A 21,012-nucleotide genomic window follows, 5' to 3' on the forward strand; every position below is an offset into this window, starting at 1 on the left:
CATGATCGCGGCCCGGCTGCGTCTGTCGCAATGGCTGTCACCGAGTTTCCCGGTGTCGGGCTACGCCTATTCCCACGGGCTGGAGCAGGCCATTTCGGCCGGCGACATCGCGGATGCCGAGGACCTGTTGGCATGGCTCCAGGCGCTGCTCACGTCCGGCGCGTGCCAGGCCGATGGTGTGCTGGTGGCGCGGGCCGCCGCGGGTGACCCGCTGGAGCCTCTCTGCGAGGCGGCCGAGGCGCTCGCAGGCTCCGCCGAGCGCTGGTCCGAGACCCGAGATCAGGGTGCGGCCTTCGTGAGCACCACGAACGCGCTCTGCGACACGGCGCTGCGGCCAATGCCCTATCCGGTGGCCGTGGGCGCCCGGGCGCGGGCGCTTGGCCTGCCTGTCGGCGAAGTCGTCGCCCTTTACCTGCAGGCCTTTCTCGGCAATCTCATCTCCGGGGCGGTGCGGCTCATCCCTCTCGGCCAGACCGAGGGTCAGCAGGTCAGCCAGAGATTGCATCCGACCATTTCCACCCAAGCCCGTCGCCTCGCCACGCGCCCGCTGTCGGAAATCGGCACCGGTGCAGTCCGTGCCGAGCTCGCGGCGATGGCCCATGAAACCCAAGAGGTCAGGATCTTCCGCACATGACTACGACCGAGACCGGACGCGCTCTCTCCGAGGCGCTCAACCCCGGGATGGAGGCCGCGCTGGAGGCGAGCTATGGCCACCTTGTGCCCGGCCTCGCCGAGGGGATCGTGGATTTCGCCTATGGCCGTCAATATGCCCGCCCCGGTCTTTCGCTGCGCGACCGCTACCTTGCGACCATCGCGGCCCTCGCTGCGTTGGGTGGTCAGACGCGGCCGCAGCTCAAGGTCAACATCGCCGCCGGACGCAAGGCGGGCCTGACCCGTCAGGAGATCGGTGAGGTCATCTGGCAGATGTCGCTCTATGGCGGTTTTCCATCCGCGATCAATGCGTTGAATGCTGCACTTGAAGTTTTCGACGAAGAAGGTGCCGAGGATGTCTGAGCATGGCCCCCTGCGCGTTGGGATCGGCGGACCGGTCGGTGCGGGCAAGACGACACTGACCGAAAGGCTCTGTGCTGCGTTGCGCGACGACTACTCCGTGGCGGTGATCACCAATGACATCTACACCTCGGAGGATGCCGAGTACCTGATGCGCGCCCAGGCCCTGCCGCTGGAGCGGATCCGCGGGGTGGAAACCGGGGGCTGTCCGCACACGGCGATCCGGGAGGATGCCTCGATCAATCTCGCCGCCGTGGCCGATCTTCGGGCGAGTTTCGCGGATCTCGACGTGATCCTGATCGAGAGCGGGGGCGACAACCTCGCCGCCACCTTCAGCCCGGAACTCGCGGACCTGACGATCTACGTGATCGATACGGCGGCGGGCCAGGACATCCCGCGCAAGAAGGGGCCGGGGCTGGCCCGGTCCGACCTGCTGGTGATCAACAAGACCGATCTGGCGCCCCATGTGGATGTGGATCTCGCACTTCTGGAGTCCGATGCCCGCACGGCGCGCGGCGCGCGTCCTTTCGTGATGGCGGCCCTGAAATCGGGACAGGGGATTGCCCAGATTGTTGCGTTTCTGGAACGTGAGGGCGGGCTCTGAAAGGGTCCCTCGAGTGACCGCCGTGCCGGATTGGCTAGGCACCCAAGGCCTGGATCACAGCGCGCCATAAACAAGAAAACCGGGCGCAGGAACGCCCGGGATCGAGGTTTTTAATCGACTGCCGCTCAGGCGGTCTTGCGCCGACGCACCCAGCCAAGCAGGCCCAAAGCCCCCAGCAGCAGCGGAGCCCCCGCCGGCAGCGGGACAATCGACGGCGCGGGGATCGCAGTGGTTCGGATGGTAAAAGACGACTGGCCCGTCAGGTTTCCAAGCTCGATCGCGTAGTTGAGGTTGAGGTTCGCGAGATCCTCGATCTCCCCCTCCTCGAAGATGTCGATCCACGGATCGTCCGGGTTCGACAGGGCCTCGACGATCTGGTCGAAGGTGCCGGTCTCGAAGGTATCCAGCGTTTGTCCGAAGGTGCAGTTCAGCGCATCGTCCGGATCGCAGGTTTCGCCAACCGTGCGGCGCAGCTCCCACAGATTGTCGCCGATCTGCCATGCCATGAGCAGGTTGTCGGTTTCCGCATCGTCGTCGAAGTCCCAGAACAGCCCCTGGGCGACATCGGTCTTGGTGTTCCAGTCGCCGAAGATGTCTTCATACGCGCCGTAATAGCCCGCTGTGGTGATCATGTGGTCGGTCTGGACAAGGTCGAAACCGGTGCGTTCGTCCGAGAAGAACCCGTCGATCAGGAAGTTGTCATTGTCGCCGGCATCCCCGAACAGGCCGAAGGGCATCTGGGAGGTCGACGATTTCCCACTGTTGTTGGGTTGGGCCGTGAACTCGGTTGAAAACACCAGCTGGTCGGTCGTGGCGGCCACGAAGTCCTCGCCGATGCCGAAGCCCAACTCGACGGTGACGCCTTCCAGCGCCGCGCCGGAGTCGTTGATCAGCCGCCCGAAGACCTGGTAGGCCTTGCTGCCTGTGTCGGACGCGTCGATGTCGAACACGAGGTCCACGGGCGCAAACCCTGTGATGTTCTGCTTGATGCGCTTGCCGCTCTGGAACGGACTGGTGCAGACCGCGCTCGGGTTGGAGGTCATCAGACACCCCGACAACTCCAGCGTCGCGCTGGAGCCGGTGTCGTCATATGTCTGGCTCTGGACCTTGATCCCCGGGCTGCCGGCTTCGGGCGGCGCGAAAGTGATGGTGCCGCTGGTGGTCGCCCCTGTGGGCACGCTGCCATCGGGGTTCAGGGTGCGGTCGTAGACTTCGCTGGTGCCGGTCACGCCGGGTGCCGCGTTGGGATCTACGGCGACATTGCCCGTATTCCATTGCACGATCGTGGCGGCGTGACCCGCAACAGGGGCCAGCGCGGTCATGGCGCACAAAAGCGCAGGCTGGACCCTGCGCTTCAAATCGTCTGTTCGGGGCATAGAACTTTCTCCCTTGTTACTACCCATTGGGCCGGGAGAGTTTCCTCATGAGCCATTGAACCCACCTTCCCCCAAAAGCGCCCAATAGATTCAGTTATTCATATTAAAGAATATAAATCAACCTCAAGGAGCATCGCGATCTCGTTACGTCATGCATTGGCTGCAGTGCGCGTGGCGCTGTGAGTTAGAAGAAAGCCTTGTAAGGGTCTGAAATTGGAACCTTATGCGCGGGCTTCTCTTGCGTCCGCCGTCACAGGCAGGAGTTGCGCGGCTTTGGGGGCGACTCGATGCTGACCTTGGCCCTGTCGCACCGTGGCAGGACAATGCTGTGCATCTTAAGGGCGGCAGCCCCGGCATGGCGGCCACGTCCCGCGGCAGCTGAAGCGCGTGTCGCCGGGCAGGGCGATGCGCGCGATCAGTGCCGGGTCAAACCGGGCATGTTCTGGTGGTGGCTTGAAGCGCGCAGGACACGCGCCTCCAGGGATGTCGCGCCGCAGGTCGGGCAAATGGCCCGGTCAGGCGCGCTGTGCCGTGGCCGTCAGCACACCCATGCCGATCAGCGTTCCGCCACCCGCGCGGGTGATCCAGGCGAGCATACGGGGACGCCGTATGGCTCCTCTCAGCCGATCGGCCAGCAGCGCATAGGCCAGCGCGTTCAGGGTCGCGAGCGTTACGAAGGTCAGGGTCAGAAGGGCGAATTGCGGCAGCAGCAACGCGCTGGCATCGATGAACTGCGGCACGAACGCGATGAAGAAGGCGATGCTCTTGGGGTTGAGCGCCGTGACCGTGGTGGCATGGAGGAAGGTCTCGCGCGGCCTGACCTCGCCCGCGCCCTGCACATGATCAGGCGCCAATGCGGCCCCCGTTGCACTGCGCAGCAACTTGATCCCGAGCCAGATCAGATAGACCGCGCCCACCCATTTCAGCGCCGTGAAAAGGGTGGCCGACGCCAGCACCAGCGCACCGAGACCCGCGAGCGAGGCGCTCATGGCAATCAGGTCCCCCAGCGCGACCCCCGCCGCCGTGCTCAGAGCGACCCGTCGCCCCTGGCTGAGCGCATAGCTCAACACCAGAAGGATCGTCGGGCCGGGGATCAGGAGCAGAAGCGTCGAGGCCGCCACGAAGGCGAGCCAGGTCTCGATCGGCATGATGGTAAGGGGCATGGGGCGGTCTCCGAGGGTGTTGCGCTACTGCGAGTATAATGGCGGACCTGCGCCGCGGAGAACTGGAAGGATTTTCGAAAATCCTTCCGCCCCGTCCAAACCTATGCGCCAGACGCCCCGGCCCGGTCCCAGCGTAAAGCAACCGGGCGCTGCCGCCAGCCTTCTGTGTCCAAGGATTTTCGAAAATCCTTGGCCCGGCTCAACGTTTCAGAAAAACGCCTGCAACCCGGTCTGCGCCCGCCCGAGGATCAGCGCGTGCACGTCATGGGTGCCTTCATAGGTGTTCACCGTCTCCAGATTCACCATGTGGCGCATGACCTGGAATTCCTCGGAGATCCCGTTGCCGCCATGCATGTCCCGCGCCGCCCGCGCGATCTCCAGCGCCTTGCCACAATTGTTCCGCTTCAGCAGGCTGATCATCTCCGGCGCCGCACGCCCCTCATCCATCAGCCGTCCGACCCGCAGTGCCGCCTGCAGCCCCAAGGCGATCTCGGTCTGCATATCCGCCAGTTTCTTCTGGAAGAGCTGCGTCTGCGCCAGCGGGCGCTTGAACTGATGCCGGTCCAGCCCGTATTGCCGCGCGGCGTGCCAGCAGAACTCCGATGCCCCCATCACGCCCCAGCCGATGCCATAGCGCGCGCGGTTCAGGCATCCGAACGGCCCCTTCAGCCCCTCGACCCCGGGCAGCAGCGCGTCCTCGCCAACCTCGACCCCGTCCATCACGATCTCGCCGGTCACGCTGGCGCGCAGGGACAGCTTGCCGCCGACCTTGGGCGCGCTCAGCCCTGGCGTGCCCTTGTCCAGAACGAAGCCGCGGATCTTGCCGCCATGGGCCTCGGACTTGGCCCAGACCACGAAGACATCCGCAATCGGGCTGTTGGAGATCCACATCTTGGACCCCGTCAGCCGGTAGCCCGTCGGCGTCTTCTCCGCCCGGGTCTTCATGCCCGCGGGGTCCGAGCCCGCATCCGGCTCGGTCAGCCCGAAACAGCCGATCAGGGTGCCCGCGGCGAGGCCAGGCAGGTACTTCTGGCGCTGCTCTTCGGTGCCATAGGCATGGATCGGGTACATCACCAGCGAGGATTGCACCGACATCATCGATCGATAGCCACTGTCGATGCGCTCGATCTCCCGCGCCACGAGCCCATAGGCCACATAGGAGCCGCCGAGCCCGCCATAAGCCTCGGGCACGGTGATCCCCAGCAGCCCTGCCGCGCCCATTTCAGAGAAGATCTCCGGCGCCACGGTGGCCTCGCGATAGGCGTCGATCACCCGCGGTGCCAGCCTGTCCGCGGCAAAGGCCGCCGCCCCGTCGCGCAGCATGCGCTCCTCTTCGGAAAGCTGGTCTTCCAGCCGCAGGGGATCGGGCCAATCGAACCCGGCCAGGTCCGGGGCATCCTTGTTGGAAATCGGCGTCTCGATGTTCATCACGGTTCTCCTCGCGGTCCGCGTGGAACATAGCGCCAGGACCCGGCGGCGTCCATCGCGCCGCTGCGGGGCCGCGACCTGCGCCTGATGTGGGGCTTGACCCGCCCTCGGCCCCATGCAGGGTGGGGGCACGGAGGATTTGATGAGCGATACGTTTACCAGCATCGACCATGTGCAAGAGGTGCTCTCTGCGCAGAACTATGTCTGCGGACGCCCCCTTGCGACGGTCGTGTTCCTGGCTGCGACCCTGGGCCGGCCGATCTTTCTCGAAGGCGAGGCGGGGGTCGGCAAGACCGAGATCGCCAAAGCGATGGCCGCGGCCCTGGGCAAGCGGTTGATCCGGCTGCAGTGCTACGAGGGGCTGGATGCGTCCTCGGCGGTGTATGAGTGGAACTTCCCGGCGCAGATGGTGGCGATCCGCACGGCGGAGGCCTCGGGCGGTGCGGACCGCCAGGCTCTGCAGGCGGAACTCTTTTCCGACGACTACCTGATCGAGCGGCCCCTGCTGGAGGCGATGCGCCCGCAGGAAGGCGGCGCGCCCGTGCTGCTGATCGACGAGATCGACCGGACGGACGAGCCGTTCGAGGCCTTCCTGCTGGAGGCGCTGTCGGATTACCAGGTGACGATCCCGGAACTGGGCACCATCGTCGCCGCCGAGCCGCCGCTGGTGGTGCTGACCTCCAACCGGACGCGCGAGGTGCATGACGCGCTCAAGCGCCGCTGTCTCTATCACTGGGTCGATTATCCGACCTTCGACCGGGAGATCGCGATCCTGCAGGCCCGCGCGCCCGAGGCCGCCGCCGCGCTCAGCCGCGAGGTTGTCGCCTTCGTCCAGCGCCTGCGCACGGAGGATCTGTTCAAGAAACCGGGCGTGGCTGAGACCATCGACTGGGCAAAATGCCTGCTGGCGCTCGACGTGATGGAACTCAGCCCCGAGGTCATCGCCGACACGCTGGGCGCGATCCTGAAATACCAGGACGACATCCAGAAGATCGAAGGCTCCGCCGCCAAGCAGATCCTCGACGAGGTCCGCGCCGAACTGGCACCGGCTTGAGCGATGCCGCGCAACGCCTCATTCTCAAGTCTGCAAATATCCTCGGGGGGTCCGGGGGGCAGACAGCCCCCCGGCCTTTCCGTCTGAGCCGGGGTCTACCATGGCGCAATTCCGCGATCTCGACCTGCCCGACGATCCCAAGCTGAGCCATAACATCACCTATTTCGCCCGGGCCCTGCGGGCGGCGGGGCTGCCCGTGGGGCCGGGGCGGGTGATCGATGCCGTCAAGGCGGTGCAGGCCGCGGGCTTCACCGAGCAGCGGGATTTCTACTTCACCCTGCAGGCCTGTTTCGTCTCGCGCCCCGAGCAGCGCGCGGTGTTCCACCAGGTCTTCCGGCTCTACTGGCGCGACCCGCGCTACATGGAGCAGATGATGTCCTTCCTGACGCCCATGGTCCGCGGCGTCTCGGAGGAGCGTAAGGCCAAGGCGGCCGAGAAACGCGCCGCCGAAGCCCTGCTCGACGGGGTCGACCGGGATCTGCCGGACATGCCGGAGATGGAGGACGAGGGCACCGAGATCGAGATCGACGCCTCGCGCACCATGTCGAGCCAGGAGCGACTCCAGACCCTCGATTTCGAGCAGATGTCCAATGCCGAGATGGCCGAGGCCAAGCGCCAGATCGCCAAGCTGACCCTGCCGGTGAAACCCATCCGCGCGCGCCGGACCAAGGCCGACCCCTACGGCGCCCGGGCCGATTGGCAACGCACCATGCGCGACGCCATGCGCAGGGGCGGCGAGATCCAGTCGCTCGCGACCAAGGCGCCGCGCACGCGCTGGCCGAACCTGGTGTGTCTGTGCGATATTTCGGGGTCGATGTCGCAATATTCCCGCGCCGTGCTGCACTTCCTGCATGCGGTGAGCAACGCCAAGGGCGCGGGCTGGGCCAAGGTCCACGCCTTCACCTTCGGCACGCGCCTGACCAACATCACCCGCCACCTGCACCAGCGCGACGTGGACGCGGCCCTCACTGCGGCGGGGGCCGAGGCGCAGGACTGGGAGGGCGGGACGCGGATCGGGCAGTGCCTGAAGACGTTCAACCATGACTGGTCGCGACGGGTGCTGAACTCGAACTCCATGGTCCTGCTGATCACCGACGGGCTGGACCGGGACGACCCGGAGGCGCTGGAGGCGCAGATGACGCGGCTGCATCTGTCGTCGCGCAAGCTGGTTTGGATCAACCCGCTTTTGCGGTGGGACGGGTTTGCGCCCAAGGCCGCCGGGATCATGGCGATGCTGCCCCATGTGGACAGCTTCCGCGCGGGGCATAATATCGCGTCTTTGCAGGCGCTTGCAGAAGCTATTTCACGTGACGACGATCAGGGGGAAAAGGCCCGTCTGATGGCAATGATGCGCGCCGCGTGACCGTGACCCCTCAAACCGGCGCGCGCCCGGTCTGACGCATGGCACGCAGGGACAGAACGAGGGCGATGCCCACCACCAGCGCGCCCACCAGCGGCAAGGCCGCGAGCCCGCCCATGGCCAGCACCGCGCCACCGAGCGCGGCCCCCAGCGCCTGTCCTGCAAAGAGAATCGAGGAATTGGCGGGCAGCACGACCGTGGCCAGCCCTGGCGCGGCGTCAACGAGGCGGGCCTGCTGCGCCGTGTTGATGCCGAACACGGCACTGCCCCACAGGATGATCGCCAGACCCGCCAGCACCGGCGCCCCCGCGGTGCCCAGAAGCGCGACCATGCTGAGCGCCGTCAACGCGATCGCGCCATGGGCCACCGGGCCTGCCCCCACCCTGTCCACGGCCCACCCGGCGGCGAAATTGCCGATCAGGCTGGCGAGCCCGAAGAGAAACAGCAAGCTCGCGATCCCGTCCGTGCCGACCCCCGTGACCGTGCCGAGATAGGGGCCGAAGAAGGCAAAGAGTACGAAGCTCCCGCCGATCTGGAACAGCGTCACGCCAAGCAGCGCGCGGATGATGGGCAGGCGCAGGGCCTCGTCCCAGCGGGCCAGCGTGGCCGCGGGCAGGAAGAGCCCACCGGGCACCCCGCGCCACAGGGCGATCACCGCGCCGAGGCTGAGCACCCCGAGACCGGCCAGCAGGATGCGCCAGCCGAAATTCAGCCCGATCCAGGTGCCGAGGGGCACGCCCAGCACGCTGGCGATGGTCATCCCGCCGAAGACGAGGGCGATGGCGCGGCCCCGTTCCGCCGGGGGCACAAGCGAGGCGGCCACGGCCACGGCCGTGGGCGAGAAGGTTGCGGCGGCCAGCCCGCCCAGCCCCCGCGCAATCAGCAACGTCGTGTAATTCGGCGCCACTGCGCTGAGCAGGCTGGCGGCGGCGAAGACCAGAAGCGACAGGGCCAGCACCCGCGCCCTGTCGAACCGGCCGGTAAAGGCGGCGGCGACGGGGGCCCCGAGCGCGAAGGCGAGGGCATAGACGGTCGTGACCTGGCCCGCCGCAGAGACACTGATCGCGAGATCGGCGGCGATCGGGTCGAGGATGCCCGACACCACCATGGTGCCGGTGCCGATCATCACGTTGCCGAGGGTCAGGTAATAAAGACGGGCGTCCATCGCGGGCTCCGGGTATCGGGGGAATACCCCGCCGCGCGGTCTAGCATGCGCGCGAAGCGGCGTCTGCCCCCGTAGAACCGCCCTGTCAGGCGATCAGGCGCGGGGAGCTGCCCATCTCCAGCCCGGGGAAGACGACGCGGTCGAGGTGGCTGGCCGCGATCCCCATATGGTCGCGCAGCACCCAGGCCGCCAGCGCCCGCAAATCGCGCGTGGGCATCAGGTCCCGCCCTTCGTACAGCGCCGCATCCGACAGGCCCGGCCAGTCGGTGATCACCCGCCCCCCGGCCAGCGCGCCGCCGGCGAACAGGGCCGCCCCACCCGTGCCGTGATCGGTCCCTTGCGAGCCGTTCTCCCGCGCGGTGCGGCCGAATTCGGTCACCGCCATCACCACCGTGCGGGACCAGTCCGCTCCCAGATCGGTCTTCAGGGTGGTCAACGCGCTGACCAGATCGCGCAGGGCGCGCGCAAGGGCAGGCGCCTGGCGCGCATGGGTGTCCCAACCGCCGAGGGAAAAGGCCGCAACGCGGGTTTCCTCGCGCAGCCGTGCGGCTGAGAACCGGGCCAGCGCCTCGCCCCGCCGCGCCTGTCTCGCGCTCATCTCGGCCGCATCGGTCGCCTCCGACAGGGCCGCGGCCTGCGCATGGGCGGCGGCGAAGAGGGGATCGCCCGCATAGATCTTGCGCAGCAGGGCCTGCGCCTGCGGCGACAGGTGAAGATCCGCGTCCGGTGCCCAGGTGGAAACAGGCTGGTCGCCGCGCAGCAGCAGCAGTGTTTCATGGCCCACGGCGAACCCGGTCTCGCTGCGGACATCCGGCAGCCCGGCCAATGCCCGGTTGAGCCAGCCATCGGCCTCGGGGGTCAAGGCGCCGTTCGTGGCCGCACTGCCGTTTTCCAGTGCATCCTGCCCGTCGAAATGGCTGCGCCGATCCCGGTACGGGGTCGAGACCGCATGGGCGAAGGCCAACTCGCCCCGCTGCCACCAGGGGGCAAGGGGGGCCAGTTCCGGGTGCAGCGCGAACCGGGTGTCGAGGGCGGGGCCGTGATCCGTTGCCGAAGGGCGCAGGGTTTTGAAATCCACGTCGCCCACGGGACGCACGACATCGAGCCCGTCCATCGCCCCGCGCAGCACGATCACCACCAGCCGCGCGTCGCCGGGCACCGCCGCCAAGGTCACCGGCGTGATCAATGGCGAGGCCGCGAGCGAGCAGCCCACCGCAAGGCCCGACCGCAGAAGTTTTCGTCGCGTGACGTCCATGTGCAGGCTCCTTACCGGCGGTTGAATTCAGGGCTGGCCAAGACGATCACATGGCCTTCGATGCGATCCTCGGCCCCGGCCACGGCAAAGCGCAGGGTGGGCGACGCGGCATCCCCGACGGCCGTGTCGAGAAAGTCGCGGGGGTCCGAGCCGCCGAGCATCCGCTTGGCGAACCCGTCGCTCCAGCGCAGCCGTGCCGAAAGGCCCACCGGCGTGATCCATGCCTCGGGTGCTTCGGGCCATCCGTCGGGACCCTGGGGCCGCCAGAGCGGTTGACCCATTTGCGCCAGCGGTTGCAGGAAGTCCCGGTTGACCTCGCGCGGGCGCAGGCCGCTGAGCTGCGCGGGATCGGTGCCTGCGGCGCGCAGGGCCGCCACCACGAACTCGAAGGGCGTCCGTGCCTTCACCGCCTGCGGGTGCCAGGCTCGGGGGTCGTGCAACATCACATCGTAGAGCGCCGTCAAGCGCGTGTCCGCGGCGAGATAGGCATCGGCCATATCCGCAACCAGGTCCCGTGGTGCCGGGGCGCCAAGGAAATGTACGACGAGCTTGCGCGCCAGGTGCTGGGCGGTCTCGGGATGTGCGGCGAGATCGTCAAGAACCTGCGCGATCGGTTCGATGCCCGGCCGGTCGCTGTGATAGGTGCGCCCCATCACGGTTTCCGGCCCCGGCTCCACCCGCCCGCGGTAAAAGGCGTAGCCGTCGGGTCCATGGGCAAGCCCGGTGAGCAACTCGGCCAGCTCGCGCACATCGGTCTGGGTATAGCCCGCGTCAACGCCGAGCGTGTGCAACTCCAACAGCTCCCGCGCGAGGTTCTCGTTCAACCCCCGACCGCGTTCCAGCCCTGCGGGGCTGTTGGGGCCGAAACTCCGCCCCTGGTCGAGATACATCACCATGGCCGGGTGCGTGATCACCGCGCGCAGCATGTCCTTGAAGCGGCCGGTAATGTGCGGGCCGATGGCTGTCGCGTGCATGTGCGGCAAGGCCAGGGACAAGCGCGGGAAGGTCTGAGCCGCGGTAAAATGATCGATCCAGAACGCGAGCAGGCGCTGATCGAAGCCCGTGGGCGATTCCATCGCGGCCTGAACGGCGCGCCGCTGGTCCCGGCGCAGATACTGTGCGAAAGCCCGGTTGGCGCTGCGGCTGCGCTGCATGCTCCCGTCCACGCCCCTGTCGCGGTCCCGGCGGGCCTGCCGGATCATCTCGAAGATCGCGTAGCGCGTGTCCCAGTCGTCGGTAAACGGCAGGCCCGCGTCCGGCAGGCTGGCGAGCAGGCCCGCGGCATCGCGCACCTTCGCCCCGTCAGGCCGGGGGCCGTAGCCGTATCTGAACGCGGCGAGGGTTGCGGCGCTGACCATCCTGGCCTCCAGCGGCGAGTGTTCCTGCTACATATAGGATGCGCCGGGCGCAGCGCGAGAGGGGGAGGAGCCCCGGACCGACGTCCGGCAGGGTTTCGCGTGTTTGCAGCTCCGCGCGGCCTCTGGTCCCCCGTTGGCCTTTGGGTCATAGTCGCGGCGGGAGGTGCTCCATGACGATATCGCACGATCAGATGCCCGAGCAGGCACTGGCCTGGCACCGGCAGGGCAAGGGTGCCGTGATCGCCACGGTGGTGGAGACCTGGGGCTCCGCGCCGCGCCCCATCGGGAGCCAGCTGGTGATCTCGGGGGAGGCTGAATTGGCCGGGTCGGTCTCGGGCGGCTGTGTCGAAGGTGCGGTGGTGGCCGAGGCCCTCGACGCCATCGAGAGCGGCAAGGCCAGTTCCATGACCTTCGGGGTCAGCGACGACGAGGCCTTTGCCGTCGGCCTGGCGTGCGGCGGGCAAATTCGCGTGATCGTCGAACCGGTGGGGCCACATATTTCCGAGGACATGCTGGCCGACCTGGTCGCGGCCCGCGCCGCCCGGGCCCCGGTCGCGCTGGCGGTGAACCCGGACACGTGGGAGCGACGCCTTGTCCGCCCGGACACCGATGATCCGCTGTGCCCGGCGCTGATGTCGCGCGCACGGGCGGACAAGTCCGGTTTCGAAGGCGACTGGTTTCTCGGGCTGCATAATCCGCCCCTGCGCATGGTGGTGGTGGGGGCCGTACATATCGCCCAGCCCTTGCTGGCCATGGCGCGGCTGGCCGGCTACGATCCTGTTCTGGTCGACCCAAGGGCGGCCTTCGGCTCGGAGGCGCGCTTTCCCGGCGAAACGATCCTCGACGAATGGCCGGATGCCGCATTGAAGGCGCATGGGCTCGACGCGCGCACGGCGGTGGTCACCCTGACCCATGATCCCAAGCTCGACGACCCCGCGATCGAGGTCGCGCTCGGCGCGCCGTGTTTCTATCTGGGCTGTCTCGGTTCGACGCGGACCCACGCCAAACGGGTCGCGCGCTTGCAGGAGGCCGGGTTCGACGAGGCCGCGATCGCGCGCATCCACGCGCCCGTGGGTCTCGACATCGGGGCAAAATCGCCCGCCGAGATCGCCATTTCGATCATGGCCGAAATCACGGACCGGCTGCGGAAGGCGCCATGAAGTTCGGAGCGGTTCCCTTGACCAAGGCGGAAGGCGCCCTGCTGGCCCATGCGCTGCGGCTGCCGTCGGGCAAGCTGTCCAAGGGGACGGTTCTGACCTCGCAGATGCTGGCCGAGATCGCGCAGACCGGTCTCGACGAGGTGATCGTCGCCCGGCTCGAGCCGGGGGATATCGATGAGAACGCCGCTGCGGCGCGGGTGGCCGCCGCGCTGGTGCCAGAGGCCTCCCGGCCGCATCTGCGGATCACCGAGCCCTTCACAGGTCGGGTGAATATCGTGGCGGAAGCCTCTGGAATAATTGAGATAGATGTTCCGGCCATCGAGGCGCTGAACTCCGTCGATCCGTTGATTACCCTGGCCACCGTGCCGCAATATGCCCGCGTTACACCGGGTATGCTGGTCGGGACGGTCAAGATCATTGCCTATGGCGTGGCCGCCGACGCCGCGCAGCAGGCCGCGCAGTGTGGCGCGGGCAGCTTGCGTCTGCGCCCGGCCCGCTACAGCTCCGCGGGGCTGGTTCTGACGGAGTTCGGGCCCGCCGATGCCCGTTTGCGCGACAAGAGCATTGCGGCGATCGAGACGCGGCTGATCCAGCTGGGCATGTCATTGGCCGAGACCCGCGTGACCGGCCACAACACCGCCGAGATCGGGGCGGCCCTGGCCGGTCTCGATGGTGAGATGGCGCTCTTGCTGACCGCCTCCGCCACCTCGGACCCGGCGGATGTCGGGCCGGAAGGGGTGCGCGCGGCAGGCGGACAGGTGACCCGGTTCGGCATGCCCGTGGACCCGGGCAACCTGTTGTTTCTGGGCGAGATCGGGCCGCGGCCGGTGATCGGGCTGCCGGGTTGTGCGCGGTCGCCCGCGCTCAATGGCGCGGATTGGGTGCTGGAGAGGGTGGCGTGCGGGTTGCAGGTCACGGGCGCGGATATCGCGGCCATGGGGGTTGGCGGGCTTCTGAAGGAAATCCCCAGCCGCCCGCAACCGCGCCGTCCCCGGCGCAAGCCGGAGTGACCGCGCAGGCGCGCAGGCTCAGGTTTTCGCGGCGAGCGCTTCGTCGAACTTGATCGATTCACCGCATCCGCAGGCATCGACCACATTCGGATTGCGGAACTTGAACCCGGATTCGAGCAGGGAGGTTTCGTAATCGATCTCGGTCCCGAACAGGAACATCTGCGCCATGGGCGCGATCATCACCCGGGCTTCGCCGGTCTCGACCACCTCGTCATGGGGGTCGATCTCGTCCACGTAGTCCATGGTGTATTCCATGCCCGCGCAACCGCCCTTCTTGACCCCGATCCGCAGGCCTTGCTTGTTGCCCTGCGCCATGAGCTTGCCGATATGCGCCGCCGCACGGTCGGTGATGGTCACGGGGGCCTTGCCGGGGATACCAAACATGATCAGGGTCCTTTGCGTCTGGAACAGATGTAGGCGCCGCGTATGCGTGCCACAAGTCCGAGGCGGACGGGTTACATGAAGCCCAGTTCGAGCCGGGCTTCGTCGGACATCATTTCCATGCCCCAGGGCGGCTCCCAGGTCAGGGCCACGTTGACCTGCTTCACGCCGGGCAGCGGCTCGACCGCTTCGGCGACCCAGCCGGGCATTTCGCCCGCCACGGGGCAGCCCGGGGCCGTGAGGGTCATGATGATATCCACCTCGGCCTCGTCGCTGATCTCGATCGTGTAGATCAGGCCGAGATCATAGATGTTCACCGGGATCTCCGGGTCGAACACCGATCGGCAGGCCTCGACGATCTGCTCGTGCAAGGGGTGGTCCGTGCTCGAAGGCCGGATCAGCGGCGCACCTTCCATCGGGGGGGTCTCTACGCTCATATCTATCTCTCAGGATTGTTGACCAAAGATATAAGGTTTTGCGTCCCGCCCGTAAAGGGGCGCTAACGTGTGGAGCGAACCACCTCGCGCAACCAGCTGTTCCGCGCAGCATTGTCGTTGCGCACATGCCAGAGCATGTCATGGGTGATCGGGGGCAGCGCCATTGGCGGTGTGCTGTAGCTGAAGTCCTTGAAGACGGTCTTGTGCAGTCGCAGGGGCATCGTCGCCACGTAATCGGAATCGCGCATAAGTTCCGCCAGTGTGTGGGAATTGGGTGCGGTCATCCGGATGCGGCGAATGATGCCCTGTCGCTCCAGTTCTTGTCCGACCGAGCTCTTTATGGATGCTCCGAAGTCGAGGGCCGCATGCTTGGCTTCCACGAAATCCTCGACGCTTTCGACCGGGCCACGTTGCTTGGGGCAGTAGTAACAGACAGATCGGTCCGAATAGAGCCGCTCGGCCAGCAACAGGGACGGGTAACTCGGCAGGCTCACGGCGATCACCAGGTCTGCCGCCCCGGCAGAGAGCAGTTCGCCGGCATTCACCCGTGAACCCATGTCGTGGAAGTGGATGGTGACATGGGGGGCGGCCTTGCAAATCCGGGCCTTGATCTCGATGAGCTTGGGCAGGATTTCGGTCACGTTGGTCGCGATCCGGAAGGCCCCGGTGTCTTGGGCCGGGTCATAGGTGGCGCTTGTGCGTAACCCCTCCAGACCGATCAGAACCGCGCGCACCCGGGGTGCCAATTCCTTTGCCGTGTCGGTCGGCGCAATGCCACGACCCGATTTTACGAATAGCGGATCGCCGAGTGCTTTTCGCAACCTTTCCAGCCCATGGCTGGCCGTAGATTGCGTGATCCCCAGTTGATCCGCGGCCCGACTGACCGAAACAGTATCGAATACACACAGGAATAGCTTCAATTGACGGCCGTCGAGGCCGTAGATATCCAGATCCTTCATACCCTCGCTCGAGTCCCTGAAGGGGTGCGCGCACGGAAAACCGTGCAAACACCGCATTTTATATGCGTGGGCATGCGTCCGTGAGTGTGGCTTGGATGCGGCGTGCCCGATGGGTCGTATCGATTAATCCGATACATATAATATCATGCATCAATTGATCTCATCAAACAAGAGTGTGAATGTCAGGCCAGTGTCGCGCAGTTACGGGATGAGGCAATTCCGTCAGACGGCAGAATGGAATGATAAAATAGGCAAGGCATGGAAAATAATCTCTTGCAGGACCCCGAAAAGAAGCGAGATGCTCGAAAGAGGGTTGATCTTGCCTGGCTCCCGGACGAGTTGGAAAATCTGCTCTTTCTTGTCGCGCGTGCGGGTATGACCGCAACGGCGCGCGACTTGCGTTTCGCGATCCGAAGTGCGCAGGTCGAACTCGATCACCGCGGCGGCGGGACGCAGGTCGGAAGCGGGGGTCCCCTCCGGTTTTCGCGTGACGAGAGCGGACAAGGCTCCTAACAGCAGGGCATGACACAGAGATTTTCCTTCACGCGCCTCGGACAGGACGGGGCGGCGCGGCTTGGCCGTATCAACACGCCCCGCGGAGAGATCCGGACGCCGGCCTTCATGCCGGTGGGCACGGCGGCCACGGTCAAGGCCATGCGCCCCGAAAGCGTGCGCGAGACCGGGGCGGACATCCTGCTGGGCAATACCTACCACCTGATGCTGCGCCCCACGGCGGAGCGGATCGCGCGCCTCGGCGGGTTACACAGGTTCATGAACTGGGACCGGCCGATCCTGACCGATTCCGGCGGGTTCCAGGTGATGAGCCTGACCGGGTTGCGCAAGCTCACCGAGCAGGGCGTGACTTTCAAGAGCCATATCGACGGCTCGAAACACGTGCTCAGCCCCGAGCGGTCGATGGAGATCCAGAAACTGCTCGGATCGGATATCGTCATGTGCTTCGACGAGTGCCCGGCCTTGCCCGCGCCGCGGGAGCGGATCACCGAGAGCATGGAGTTGTCCATGCGCTGGGCCGCGCGGTCGCGCGAGGCGTTCGGGGACCGGCCGGGGCATGCGCTCTTCGGGATCCAGCAGGGCGGGCTGGAAGAGGATCTGCGCGGCAAGAGCGCCGAGGCGCTGCGGGCCATCGAGTTCGACGGCTACGCGGTCGGCGGGCTCGCGGTGGGCGAGGGGCAGGAGGCGATGTTCGGCGTGCTGGATTACGCCCCCGGAATGCTGCCCGAGGACAAGCCGCGTTACCTGATGGGGGTCGGCAAGCCCGGCGACCTGGTGGGCGCGGTCAAGCGGGGCATCGACATGTTCGACTGCGTGCTGCCGTCGCGGTCGGGCCGCACGGGGCAGGTCTTCACCCGGCGCGGGGTGGTCAACATCAAGAACGCGCGCCATGCGGATGATCCGCGTCCGCTGGACGAGGATTGCACCTGCCCGGCCTGCCGCAGTTACAGCCGGGCCTATCTGCACCATGTGTTCCGGGCCGGTGAAATTCTGTCCTCGATGCTGCTGACCTGGCACAACCTGCATTACTACCAGGAGTTGATGCAGGGGATGCGCGATGCGATCGGCGCCGGGGATTTCGCAGGGTTCGAGGCGCGGTTTCTGGCGCAGCAGGCCGAAGGCGATATCGCGCCGGTTTGAGGGGCGGGGCCGGTATGGCCGCTGCGATGCGGCCCTGAGGCGCGTGGAGGCGTAAACGCCCAAAACGGACGAATGATCCGCTTCGGGCGGCGATCTGGCCTCTGAAACCTTCCCCGCGGGGAAGGTTTTGTGGCGTGTTTACAAGAATTTAACCGTGCGGAGGGCTAGGGAAATCTTAATCCGCCTGTGCCCTTCGCGGCCCGTCGCAGGCGCGCTGCGGGAGCGTGTCAGAGATCGACGCCGGTGCCTTGCAAAACGCCATGCTCCATGGCGTAGCGGGTCAGCCCCGCGGTGGACGATATGCCCAGCTTGCGCTTGATGTTCTTGCGATGGGTCTCGACCGTCCGGACCGAGATGTCCAATGTCGCCGCCACTTCCTTGTTGGACTTTCCCGAGGCCAGTTGCAGCAGGATCGTCTGCTCCCGCGAGGTCAGCGGTTCGCGCCCGTCGGCCGTGTTGGGCTCCAGTGAGGCCGACGCGCCTGTGCACATGTAGGTCTCGCCCCGCATCACGGCCTCGATGGCGAGGCGGATCTCGTCGGTGGGCACATCCTTGAGGATATAGCCCCGCGCGCCGTGGCTCATGGCGGTCGAGATGTATTCGGCGCTGTCATGCATCGACAGGATCAGGATCCGGGTGTCGGGGCATTTTTCCAGCACCATCTCGGTCGCGCTCAGCCCGTTGATCTCGGGCATGTTCAGGTCCAGCAGGATCACGTCCGGCGCAAGGGTTTCAACCTGCTCGACCAGCTCGCGCCCATTGCAGAGGCGTCCGATGACCTGCAGGTCGTCGTAGGTTTCAAGGATCGCCTCGATGCCCTCTGCGACCATCGGATGATCATCGACGATAACGACCTTGGTGCGCGGCGGCGTATCGGGTGCGAGTGTCATGCGCGGACCTTTCGGACGGGGGCCGCGGTGCTGCGGGCGGCCGGTTCTGGGGGCAGGATGTGACTGAGTGGCACGGTGGCGTCAATTCGGGTGCCAGCCTCCGAGGAGAAAACCTGCAGCGTGCCGTCGAGCTGTTCGACCCGCTCCTGCATGTTGCGCAGGCCGAGCCCGCCCGCGCCGCGGGAGACATTGGCCAGGCCGCGCCCGTTGTCGGCCACCCGCAGGGTCGCGCCGGTCTGGTGTCCGAAGAGGTCCAGATGCACTTCGGTGGCCTGGGCGTGACGTTCGATATTTGTCAGGGCCTCCTGGGCGATACGGTAGAGCGCGATCTTGGCCTCCGGGTCGAGGCGATTCCGGAACACGACCGTTTTCATTTCCGCGCGGATGCCGGTGCGCTTGGTGAACTCCTCGGCCAGGTCCTGGATCGCAGGGCCGAGGCCAAGATCGTCGAGCTGTCCCGGGCGCAGGTCGCGACTGATGCGGCGGACCTCCTGGATGGCGCCGTTCAGCCCATCGATGCCCTTCTCGATATTCTCCTGGGCGCGCGCGTCGCCGGTCTGGACCCGCCTTCGGGCCAGTTCCAGCGCGTAGCGGATGCCCACGAGAAGTTGGCTGATGCTGTCATGCAACTCGCGGGCCACGCGGCCGCGCTCTTCCTCCTGGGTGTCGAGGACGCGCTGGGTCAGCGCCTTGAGTTTGGCGTCTGCCAGCCGCCGCTCGCGGATGTTGATCAGCAAACCGGAGGCAAACACCGCCAGCAGGGCCGCCAGCGTGATCGCCCCGATCCAGAAGAAGGTCTGCGCGATGCGGGCCTCGGTCGCGGCGCGCGCCGCGGCCACGTGCGTCAGCACGTCGTCGATGAAGATGCCGGTCCCCAGCGCCCATTGCCAGTCTTGCAGGCCGACCACGTAGGTGATCATCCGGGCCTCTTCGCCCGTGGAGGGTTTGACCCAGTCATAGGTGTGATACCCCGCCCCGGCGCGCGCGATGCGGACCAACTCGTCCACCACGGGGACACCGTTGCTGTCGGTGCGGCCGGTCCAGTTGCGGTTGATCAGCTCGGTCTGGCGCGGGCTCACGAGGTTGGTTCCGTCATAGTGATAGACGAAGAAGAACCCGTCGCGCCCATAGAGCATGGCGGCAAGGATCTGGGTCACCCGTTCCTTGGCGGCCTCGTCATCGGGGGCGGCGCGGCCGTACTCGGCGAAGAACGCGGTGCGGGCCAGCTGGATGTAATTGCGCAGCTCGCGCTTCTTGGCCTCGATCAGCTGGGTTTCGAGCCCCGAGATCTCGCGCTCCGCCAGTTGGCGGCCCTGGTCGGCCACCACGACCGAGATCGCGGCCACCGCGAGCACGAGTGGAATGGTCGCCAGCAGAAAGAGCTTCTGGCCATAGCTGACCTGCAAGCGCTTCAGATACGGGGCAATGAACCGGGCCATGTCAGGTTCTAGCGCCTTCCGCGGACCGATGCCAAGCGTCGCGTTCGGCCGTTTGACGTTACGGAAGCCTGCCCTTCAGATATTATTTTCATCAATACCGACTGGTGGGTATTCCGCGTTGCAGGTGGATTGTCTAGGTTCGCGCCACTGTTAACGATCCGCCCATCTTGCAAAGGGTGGGCATCGACAAACCCGAGGGGAGGATTTTATGGATCGTCGTTCTTTTTTGCGGACATCGGCACTGGGCGGGACCGCGGCTGCGGCAAGCGCAGGGTTGGCCGCACCGGCCATCGCGCAGAGCACGCGCACACTGACCATGGTGACGTCCTGGCCGCGCGGCTTCGCGGTTCTGGATGATGCTGCGACCTACTTCAACGAGGCGGTCAATGCGATGTCGGGCGGCAGCCTGATCATCGAGAAAAAGGCCCCGGGTGAGCTTGTCGGCGCGTTCGAGGTATTCGACGCGGTGGCCGCAGGTCAGGCCGACATCTACCATTCGGCCGACTACTACTGGATCGGACAGCATCCGGGCTACGCATATTTCTGCGCGGTGCCTTTCGGCGCGACGGCACAGGAACTGACCAACTGGTACTACCATGACGGGGGTCAGGACCTGCACAACGAGCTTGGCGCGATCTTCGGCATGCACTCCATGCAGTGCGGCAACTCCGGCTCCCAGTCCGGCGGCTGGTTCCGCAACGAGATCACCTCGGCCGAAGACTTCAACGGTCTGCGGTTCCGGATGCCGGGCCTCGGCGGGCAGGTGCTCGGCAAGCTCGGCGCCTCGGTGCAGAACATTCCCGGTGGCGAGCTCTACCAGGCGCTGTCTTCAGGTGCGCTCGACGGTCTGGAGTGGGTCGGTCCCGCCGCGGACGAGAAGGCCGGCTTCCAGGAGGTCGCCAAGATCTACTACACTGCGGGCTTCCACGAGCCGGGCTCCGGACTGACCGCGTCGGTCAACCTGGACGTCTGGAACGAGCTGTCGCCGGAACATCAGGCGATCATGGACAACGCGGCCAAGGCCACGACGAACTACCAGCTGAGCCAGACACTGGCCATGAACGGCGCAGCCCTCGCGCGTCTGCAGGCCCAGGGCGTGCGCACCCTGCAATTCCCCGACGATGTCTGGGATGCGTTCGGCGCGGCCTCCAAGGAAGTTCTCGACGAAAACATGGGCGACGAGCTCTATGCCAAGATCCGCAACAGCTTCGACGCCTCGCTGGCCAAGAGCTCGGACTGGCTGCTGAAGTCGGACGCCTATTTCGTGGAGCAGCGCAACCGCGTGCTCGGCTAAAGCGACAAGACGAAC

General features: G+C 66.3%; 21 protein-coding genes. 9 read left to right on the top strand and 12 right to left on the bottom strand.

Going from position 1 to position 21,012, the window contains the following annotated elements; genetic code table 11:
* Position 1 precedes the first annotated feature (1 nt).
* The 3 genes from PVW48_RS06515 to ureG are packed head-to-tail and all read left to right on the top strand — an operon-like array spanning position 2 to position 1,615.
* Positions 2–634 carry an urease accessory protein UreF gene (locus PVW48_RS06515; RefSeq protein ID WP_338020468.1) on the top strand — a complete coding sequence of 211 codons (633 nt, stop codon included), beginning with the start codon at positions 2–4 and terminating at the stop codon, positions 632–634.
* Complete coding sequence (locus tag PVW48_RS06520; RefSeq protein WP_274580762.1) at positions 631–1,014, top strand: carboxymuconolactone decarboxylase family protein; 384 nt, start codon at positions 631–633, stop codon at positions 1,012–1,014. The genes PVW48_RS06515 and PVW48_RS06520 overlap by 4 nt, the downstream gene beginning before the upstream one ends.
* Positions 1,007–1,615: an urease accessory protein UreG gene (gene ureG, locus PVW48_RS06525; RefSeq protein WP_274580763.1), complete on the top strand. Its 609-nt coding sequence runs from the start codon at positions 1,007–1,009 to the stop codon at positions 1,613–1,615. Before PVW48_RS06520 ends, ureG begins: the two co-directional genes overlap by 8 nt.
* 125 nt (positions 1,616–1,740) lie before the next feature.
* Here the strand turns inward: ureG and PVW48_RS06530 are convergent, their stop codons facing one another.
* From PVW48_RS06530 to PVW48_RS06540, 3 genes are all read right to left on the bottom strand, one after another.
* The gene (locus tag PVW48_RS06530) at positions 1,741–2,937 is read right to left on the bottom strand and encodes a choice-of-anchor F family protein (RefSeq protein ID WP_274580764.1); all 1,197 of its coding nucleotides are present in this window, start codon (positions 2,935–2,937) and stop codon (positions 1,741–1,743) included.
* A 569-nt stretch (positions 2,938–3,506) separates the two neighbouring features.
* Positions 3,507–4,139 carry a LysE family translocator gene (locus tag PVW48_RS06535; RefSeq protein WP_274580973.1) on the bottom strand — a complete coding sequence of 211 codons (633 nt, stop codon included), beginning with the start codon at positions 4,137–4,139 and terminating at the stop codon, positions 3,507–3,509.
* A gap of 222 nt (positions 4,140–4,361) precedes the next feature.
* Entirely contained in the window at positions 4,362–5,582 is a 1,221-nt protein-coding gene (locus PVW48_RS06540) for an acyl-CoA dehydrogenase (protein ID WP_274580765.1), read from the bottom strand.
* Between the two features lie 142 nt (positions 5,583–5,724).
* Between PVW48_RS06540 and PVW48_RS06545 the strand changes: the two genes are divergently transcribed.
* Complete coding sequence (locus PVW48_RS06545; RefSeq protein WP_012179023.1) at positions 5,725–6,636, top strand: AAA family ATPase; 912 nt, start codon at positions 5,725–5,727, stop codon at positions 6,634–6,636.
* 100 nt (positions 6,637–6,736) lie between these two features.
* The gene (locus PVW48_RS06550) at positions 6,737–7,999 is read left to right on the top strand and encodes a vWA domain-containing protein (protein ID WP_274580766.1); all 1,263 of its coding nucleotides are present in this window, start codon (positions 6,737–6,739) and stop codon (positions 7,997–7,999) included.
* Positions 8,000–8,009: 10 nt separating this feature from the next.
* Here the strand turns inward: PVW48_RS06550 and PVW48_RS06555 are convergent, their stop codons facing one another.
* From PVW48_RS06555 to PVW48_RS06565, 3 genes are all read right to left on the bottom strand, one after another.
* Entirely contained in the window at positions 8,010–9,161 is a 1,152-nt protein-coding gene (locus tag PVW48_RS06555; protein ID WP_274580767.1) for an MFS transporter, read from the bottom strand.
* Positions 9,162–9,246: 85 nt separating this feature from the next.
* Complete coding sequence (locus PVW48_RS06560; protein ID WP_274580768.1) at positions 9,247–10,416, bottom strand: DUF1501 domain-containing protein; 1,170 nt, start codon at positions 10,414–10,416, stop codon at positions 9,247–9,249.
* Between the two features lie 11 nt (positions 10,417–10,427).
* On the bottom strand, positions 10,428–11,774 hold the full coding sequence (locus PVW48_RS06565) for a DUF1800 domain-containing protein (protein ID WP_274580769.1): 1,347 nt from the start codon (positions 11,772–11,774) through the stop codon (positions 10,428–10,430).
* A gap of 170 nt (positions 11,775–11,944) precedes the next feature.
* On the opposite strand from PVW48_RS06565, the gene PVW48_RS06570 reads away from it, so the two are divergent.
* Positions 11,945–12,934, top strand: a complete 990-nt coding sequence (locus tag PVW48_RS06570; RefSeq protein ID WP_274580770.1) for an XdhC family protein — start codon at positions 11,945–11,947, stop codon at positions 12,932–12,934.
* Positions 12,931–13,944 carry a molybdopterin-binding protein gene (locus PVW48_RS06575; protein WP_012179017.1) on the top strand — a complete coding sequence of 338 codons (1,014 nt, stop codon included), beginning with the start codon at positions 12,931–12,933 and terminating at the stop codon, positions 13,942–13,944. The genes PVW48_RS06570 and PVW48_RS06575 overlap by 4 nt, the downstream gene beginning before the upstream one ends.
* Before the next feature lie 18 nt (positions 13,945–13,962).
* Here PVW48_RS06575 and PVW48_RS06580 read toward each other — a convergent pair whose 3' ends face one another.
* The 4 genes from PVW48_RS06580 to PVW48_RS06595 all read right to left on the bottom strand — a co-directional run bounded on the left by PVW48_RS06580 (position 13,963) and on the right by PVW48_RS06595 (position 16,225).
* Positions 13,963–14,328: a HesB/IscA family protein gene (locus tag PVW48_RS06580; protein ID WP_012179016.1), complete on the bottom strand. Its 366-nt coding sequence runs from the start codon at positions 14,326–14,328 to the stop codon at positions 13,963–13,965.
* Positions 14,329–14,399: 71 nt separating this feature from the next.
* On the bottom strand, positions 14,400–14,762 hold the full coding sequence (locus tag PVW48_RS06585; protein WP_012179015.1) for an SUF system Fe-S cluster assembly protein: 363 nt from the start codon (positions 14,760–14,762) through the stop codon (positions 14,400–14,402).
* A gap of 62 nt (positions 14,763–14,824) precedes the next feature.
* Positions 14,825–15,721 carry a LysR family transcriptional regulator gene (locus tag PVW48_RS06590; RefSeq protein ID WP_274580771.1) on the bottom strand — a complete coding sequence of 299 codons (897 nt, stop codon included), beginning with the start codon at positions 15,719–15,721 and terminating at the stop codon, positions 14,825–14,827.
* A 222-nt stretch (positions 15,722–15,943) separates the two neighbouring features.
* A complete protein-coding gene (locus tag PVW48_RS06595; protein ID WP_274580772.1) occupies positions 15,944–16,225 on the bottom strand; it encodes a hypothetical protein in 282 nt (93 codons plus the stop codon).
* Positions 16,226–16,243: 18 nt separating this feature from the next.
* On the opposite strand from PVW48_RS06595, the gene tgt reads away from it, so the two are divergent.
* The gene (gene tgt, locus PVW48_RS06600) at positions 16,244–17,374 is read left to right on the top strand and encodes a tRNA guanosine(34) transglycosylase Tgt (RefSeq protein ID WP_274580773.1); all 1,131 of its coding nucleotides are present in this window, start codon (positions 16,244–16,246) and stop codon (positions 17,372–17,374) included.
* A 227-nt stretch (positions 17,375–17,601) separates the two neighbouring features.
* Here tgt and PVW48_RS06605 read toward each other — a convergent pair whose 3' ends face one another.
* A complete protein-coding gene (locus PVW48_RS06605; RefSeq protein ID WP_274580774.1) occupies positions 17,602–18,264 on the bottom strand; it encodes a response regulator transcription factor in 663 nt (220 codons plus the stop codon).
* The gene (locus PVW48_RS06610) at positions 18,261–19,703 is read right to left on the bottom strand and encodes a cache domain-containing protein (protein WP_274580775.1); all 1,443 of its coding nucleotides are present in this window, start codon (positions 19,701–19,703) and stop codon (positions 18,261–18,263) included. The genes PVW48_RS06605 and PVW48_RS06610 overlap by 4 nt, the downstream gene beginning before the upstream one ends.
* A gap of 208 nt (positions 19,704–19,911) precedes the next feature.
* On the opposite strand from PVW48_RS06610, the gene PVW48_RS06615 reads away from it, so the two are divergent.
* The gene (locus PVW48_RS06615) at positions 19,912–20,997 is read left to right on the top strand and encodes a TRAP transporter substrate-binding protein (protein ID WP_012179010.1); all 1,086 of its coding nucleotides are present in this window, start codon (positions 19,912–19,914) and stop codon (positions 20,995–20,997) included.
* The last annotated feature ends 15 nt before the right edge of the window (positions 20,998–21,012 follow it).

The sequence above is a fragment of the Dinoroseobacter sp. PD6 genome (assembly GCF_028807315.1).
Taxonomy (GTDB): domain Bacteria; phylum Pseudomonadota; class Alphaproteobacteria; order Rhodobacterales; family Rhodobacteraceae; genus Dinoroseobacter; species Dinoroseobacter shibae.

Coding starts and splice junctions, on each gene's coding strand:
- PVW48_RS06515 (WP_338020468.1), top strand. CDS start 2: ATGATCGCGGCCCGGCTGCGTCTGTCGCAATGGCTGTCACCGAGTTTC.
- PVW48_RS06520 (WP_274580762.1), top strand. CDS start 631: ATGACTACGACCGAGACCGGACGCGCTCTCTCCGAGGCGCTCAACCCC.
- ureG (WP_274580763.1), top strand. CDS start 1,007: ATGTCTGAGCATGGCCCCCTGCGCGTTGGGATCGGCGGACCGGTCGGT.
- PVW48_RS06530 (WP_274580764.1), bottom strand. CDS start 2,937: ATGACCGCGCTGGCCCCTGTTGCGGGTCACGCCGCCACGATCGTGCAA.
- PVW48_RS06535 (WP_274580973.1), bottom strand. CDS start 4,139: ATGCCGATCGAGACCTGGCTCGCCTTCGTGGCGGCCTCGACGCTTCTG.
- PVW48_RS06540 (WP_274580765.1), bottom strand. CDS start 5,582: ATGAACATCGAGACGCCGATTTCCAACAAGGATGCCCCGGACCTGGCC.
- PVW48_RS06545 (WP_012179023.1), top strand. CDS start 5,725: ATGAGCGATACGTTTACCAGCATCGACCATGTGCAAGAGGTGCTCTCT.
- PVW48_RS06550 (WP_274580766.1), top strand. CDS start 6,737: ATGGCGCAATTCCGCGATCTCGACCTGCCCGACGATCCCAAGCTGAGC.
- PVW48_RS06555 (WP_274580767.1), bottom strand. CDS start 9,161: ATGGACGCCCGTCTTTATTACCTGACCCTCGGCAACGTGATGATCGGC.
- PVW48_RS06560 (WP_274580768.1), bottom strand. CDS start 10,416: ATGGACGTCACGCGACGAAAACTTCTGCGGTCGGGCCTTGCGGTGGGC.
- PVW48_RS06565 (WP_274580769.1), bottom strand. CDS start 11,774: ATGGTCAGCGCCGCAACCCTCGCCGCGTTCAGATACGGCTACGGCCCC.
- PVW48_RS06570 (WP_274580770.1), top strand. CDS start 11,945: ATGACGATATCGCACGATCAGATGCCCGAGCAGGCACTGGCCTGGCAC.
- PVW48_RS06575 (WP_012179017.1), top strand. CDS start 12,931: ATGAAGTTCGGAGCGGTTCCCTTGACCAAGGCGGAAGGCGCCCTGCTG.
- PVW48_RS06580 (WP_012179016.1), bottom strand. CDS start 14,328: ATGTTTGGTATCCCCGGCAAGGCCCCCGTGACCATCACCGACCGTGCG.
- PVW48_RS06585 (WP_012179015.1), bottom strand. CDS start 14,762: ATGAGCGTAGAGACCCCCCCGATGGAAGGTGCGCCGCTGATCCGGCCT.
- PVW48_RS06590 (WP_274580771.1), bottom strand. CDS start 15,721: ATGAAGGATCTGGATATCTACGGCCTCGACGGCCGTCAATTGAAGCTA.
- tgt (WP_274580773.1), top strand. CDS start 16,244: ATGACACAGAGATTTTCCTTCACGCGCCTCGGACAGGACGGGGCGGCG.
- PVW48_RS06605 (WP_274580774.1), bottom strand. CDS start 18,264: ATGACACTCGCACCCGATACGCCGCCGCGCACCAAGGTCGTTATCGTC.
- PVW48_RS06610 (WP_274580775.1), bottom strand. CDS start 19,703: ATGGCCCGGTTCATTGCCCCGTATCTGAAGCGCTTGCAGGTCAGCTAT.
- PVW48_RS06615 (WP_012179010.1), top strand. CDS start 19,912: ATGGATCGTCGTTCTTTTTTGCGGACATCGGCACTGGGCGGGACCGCG.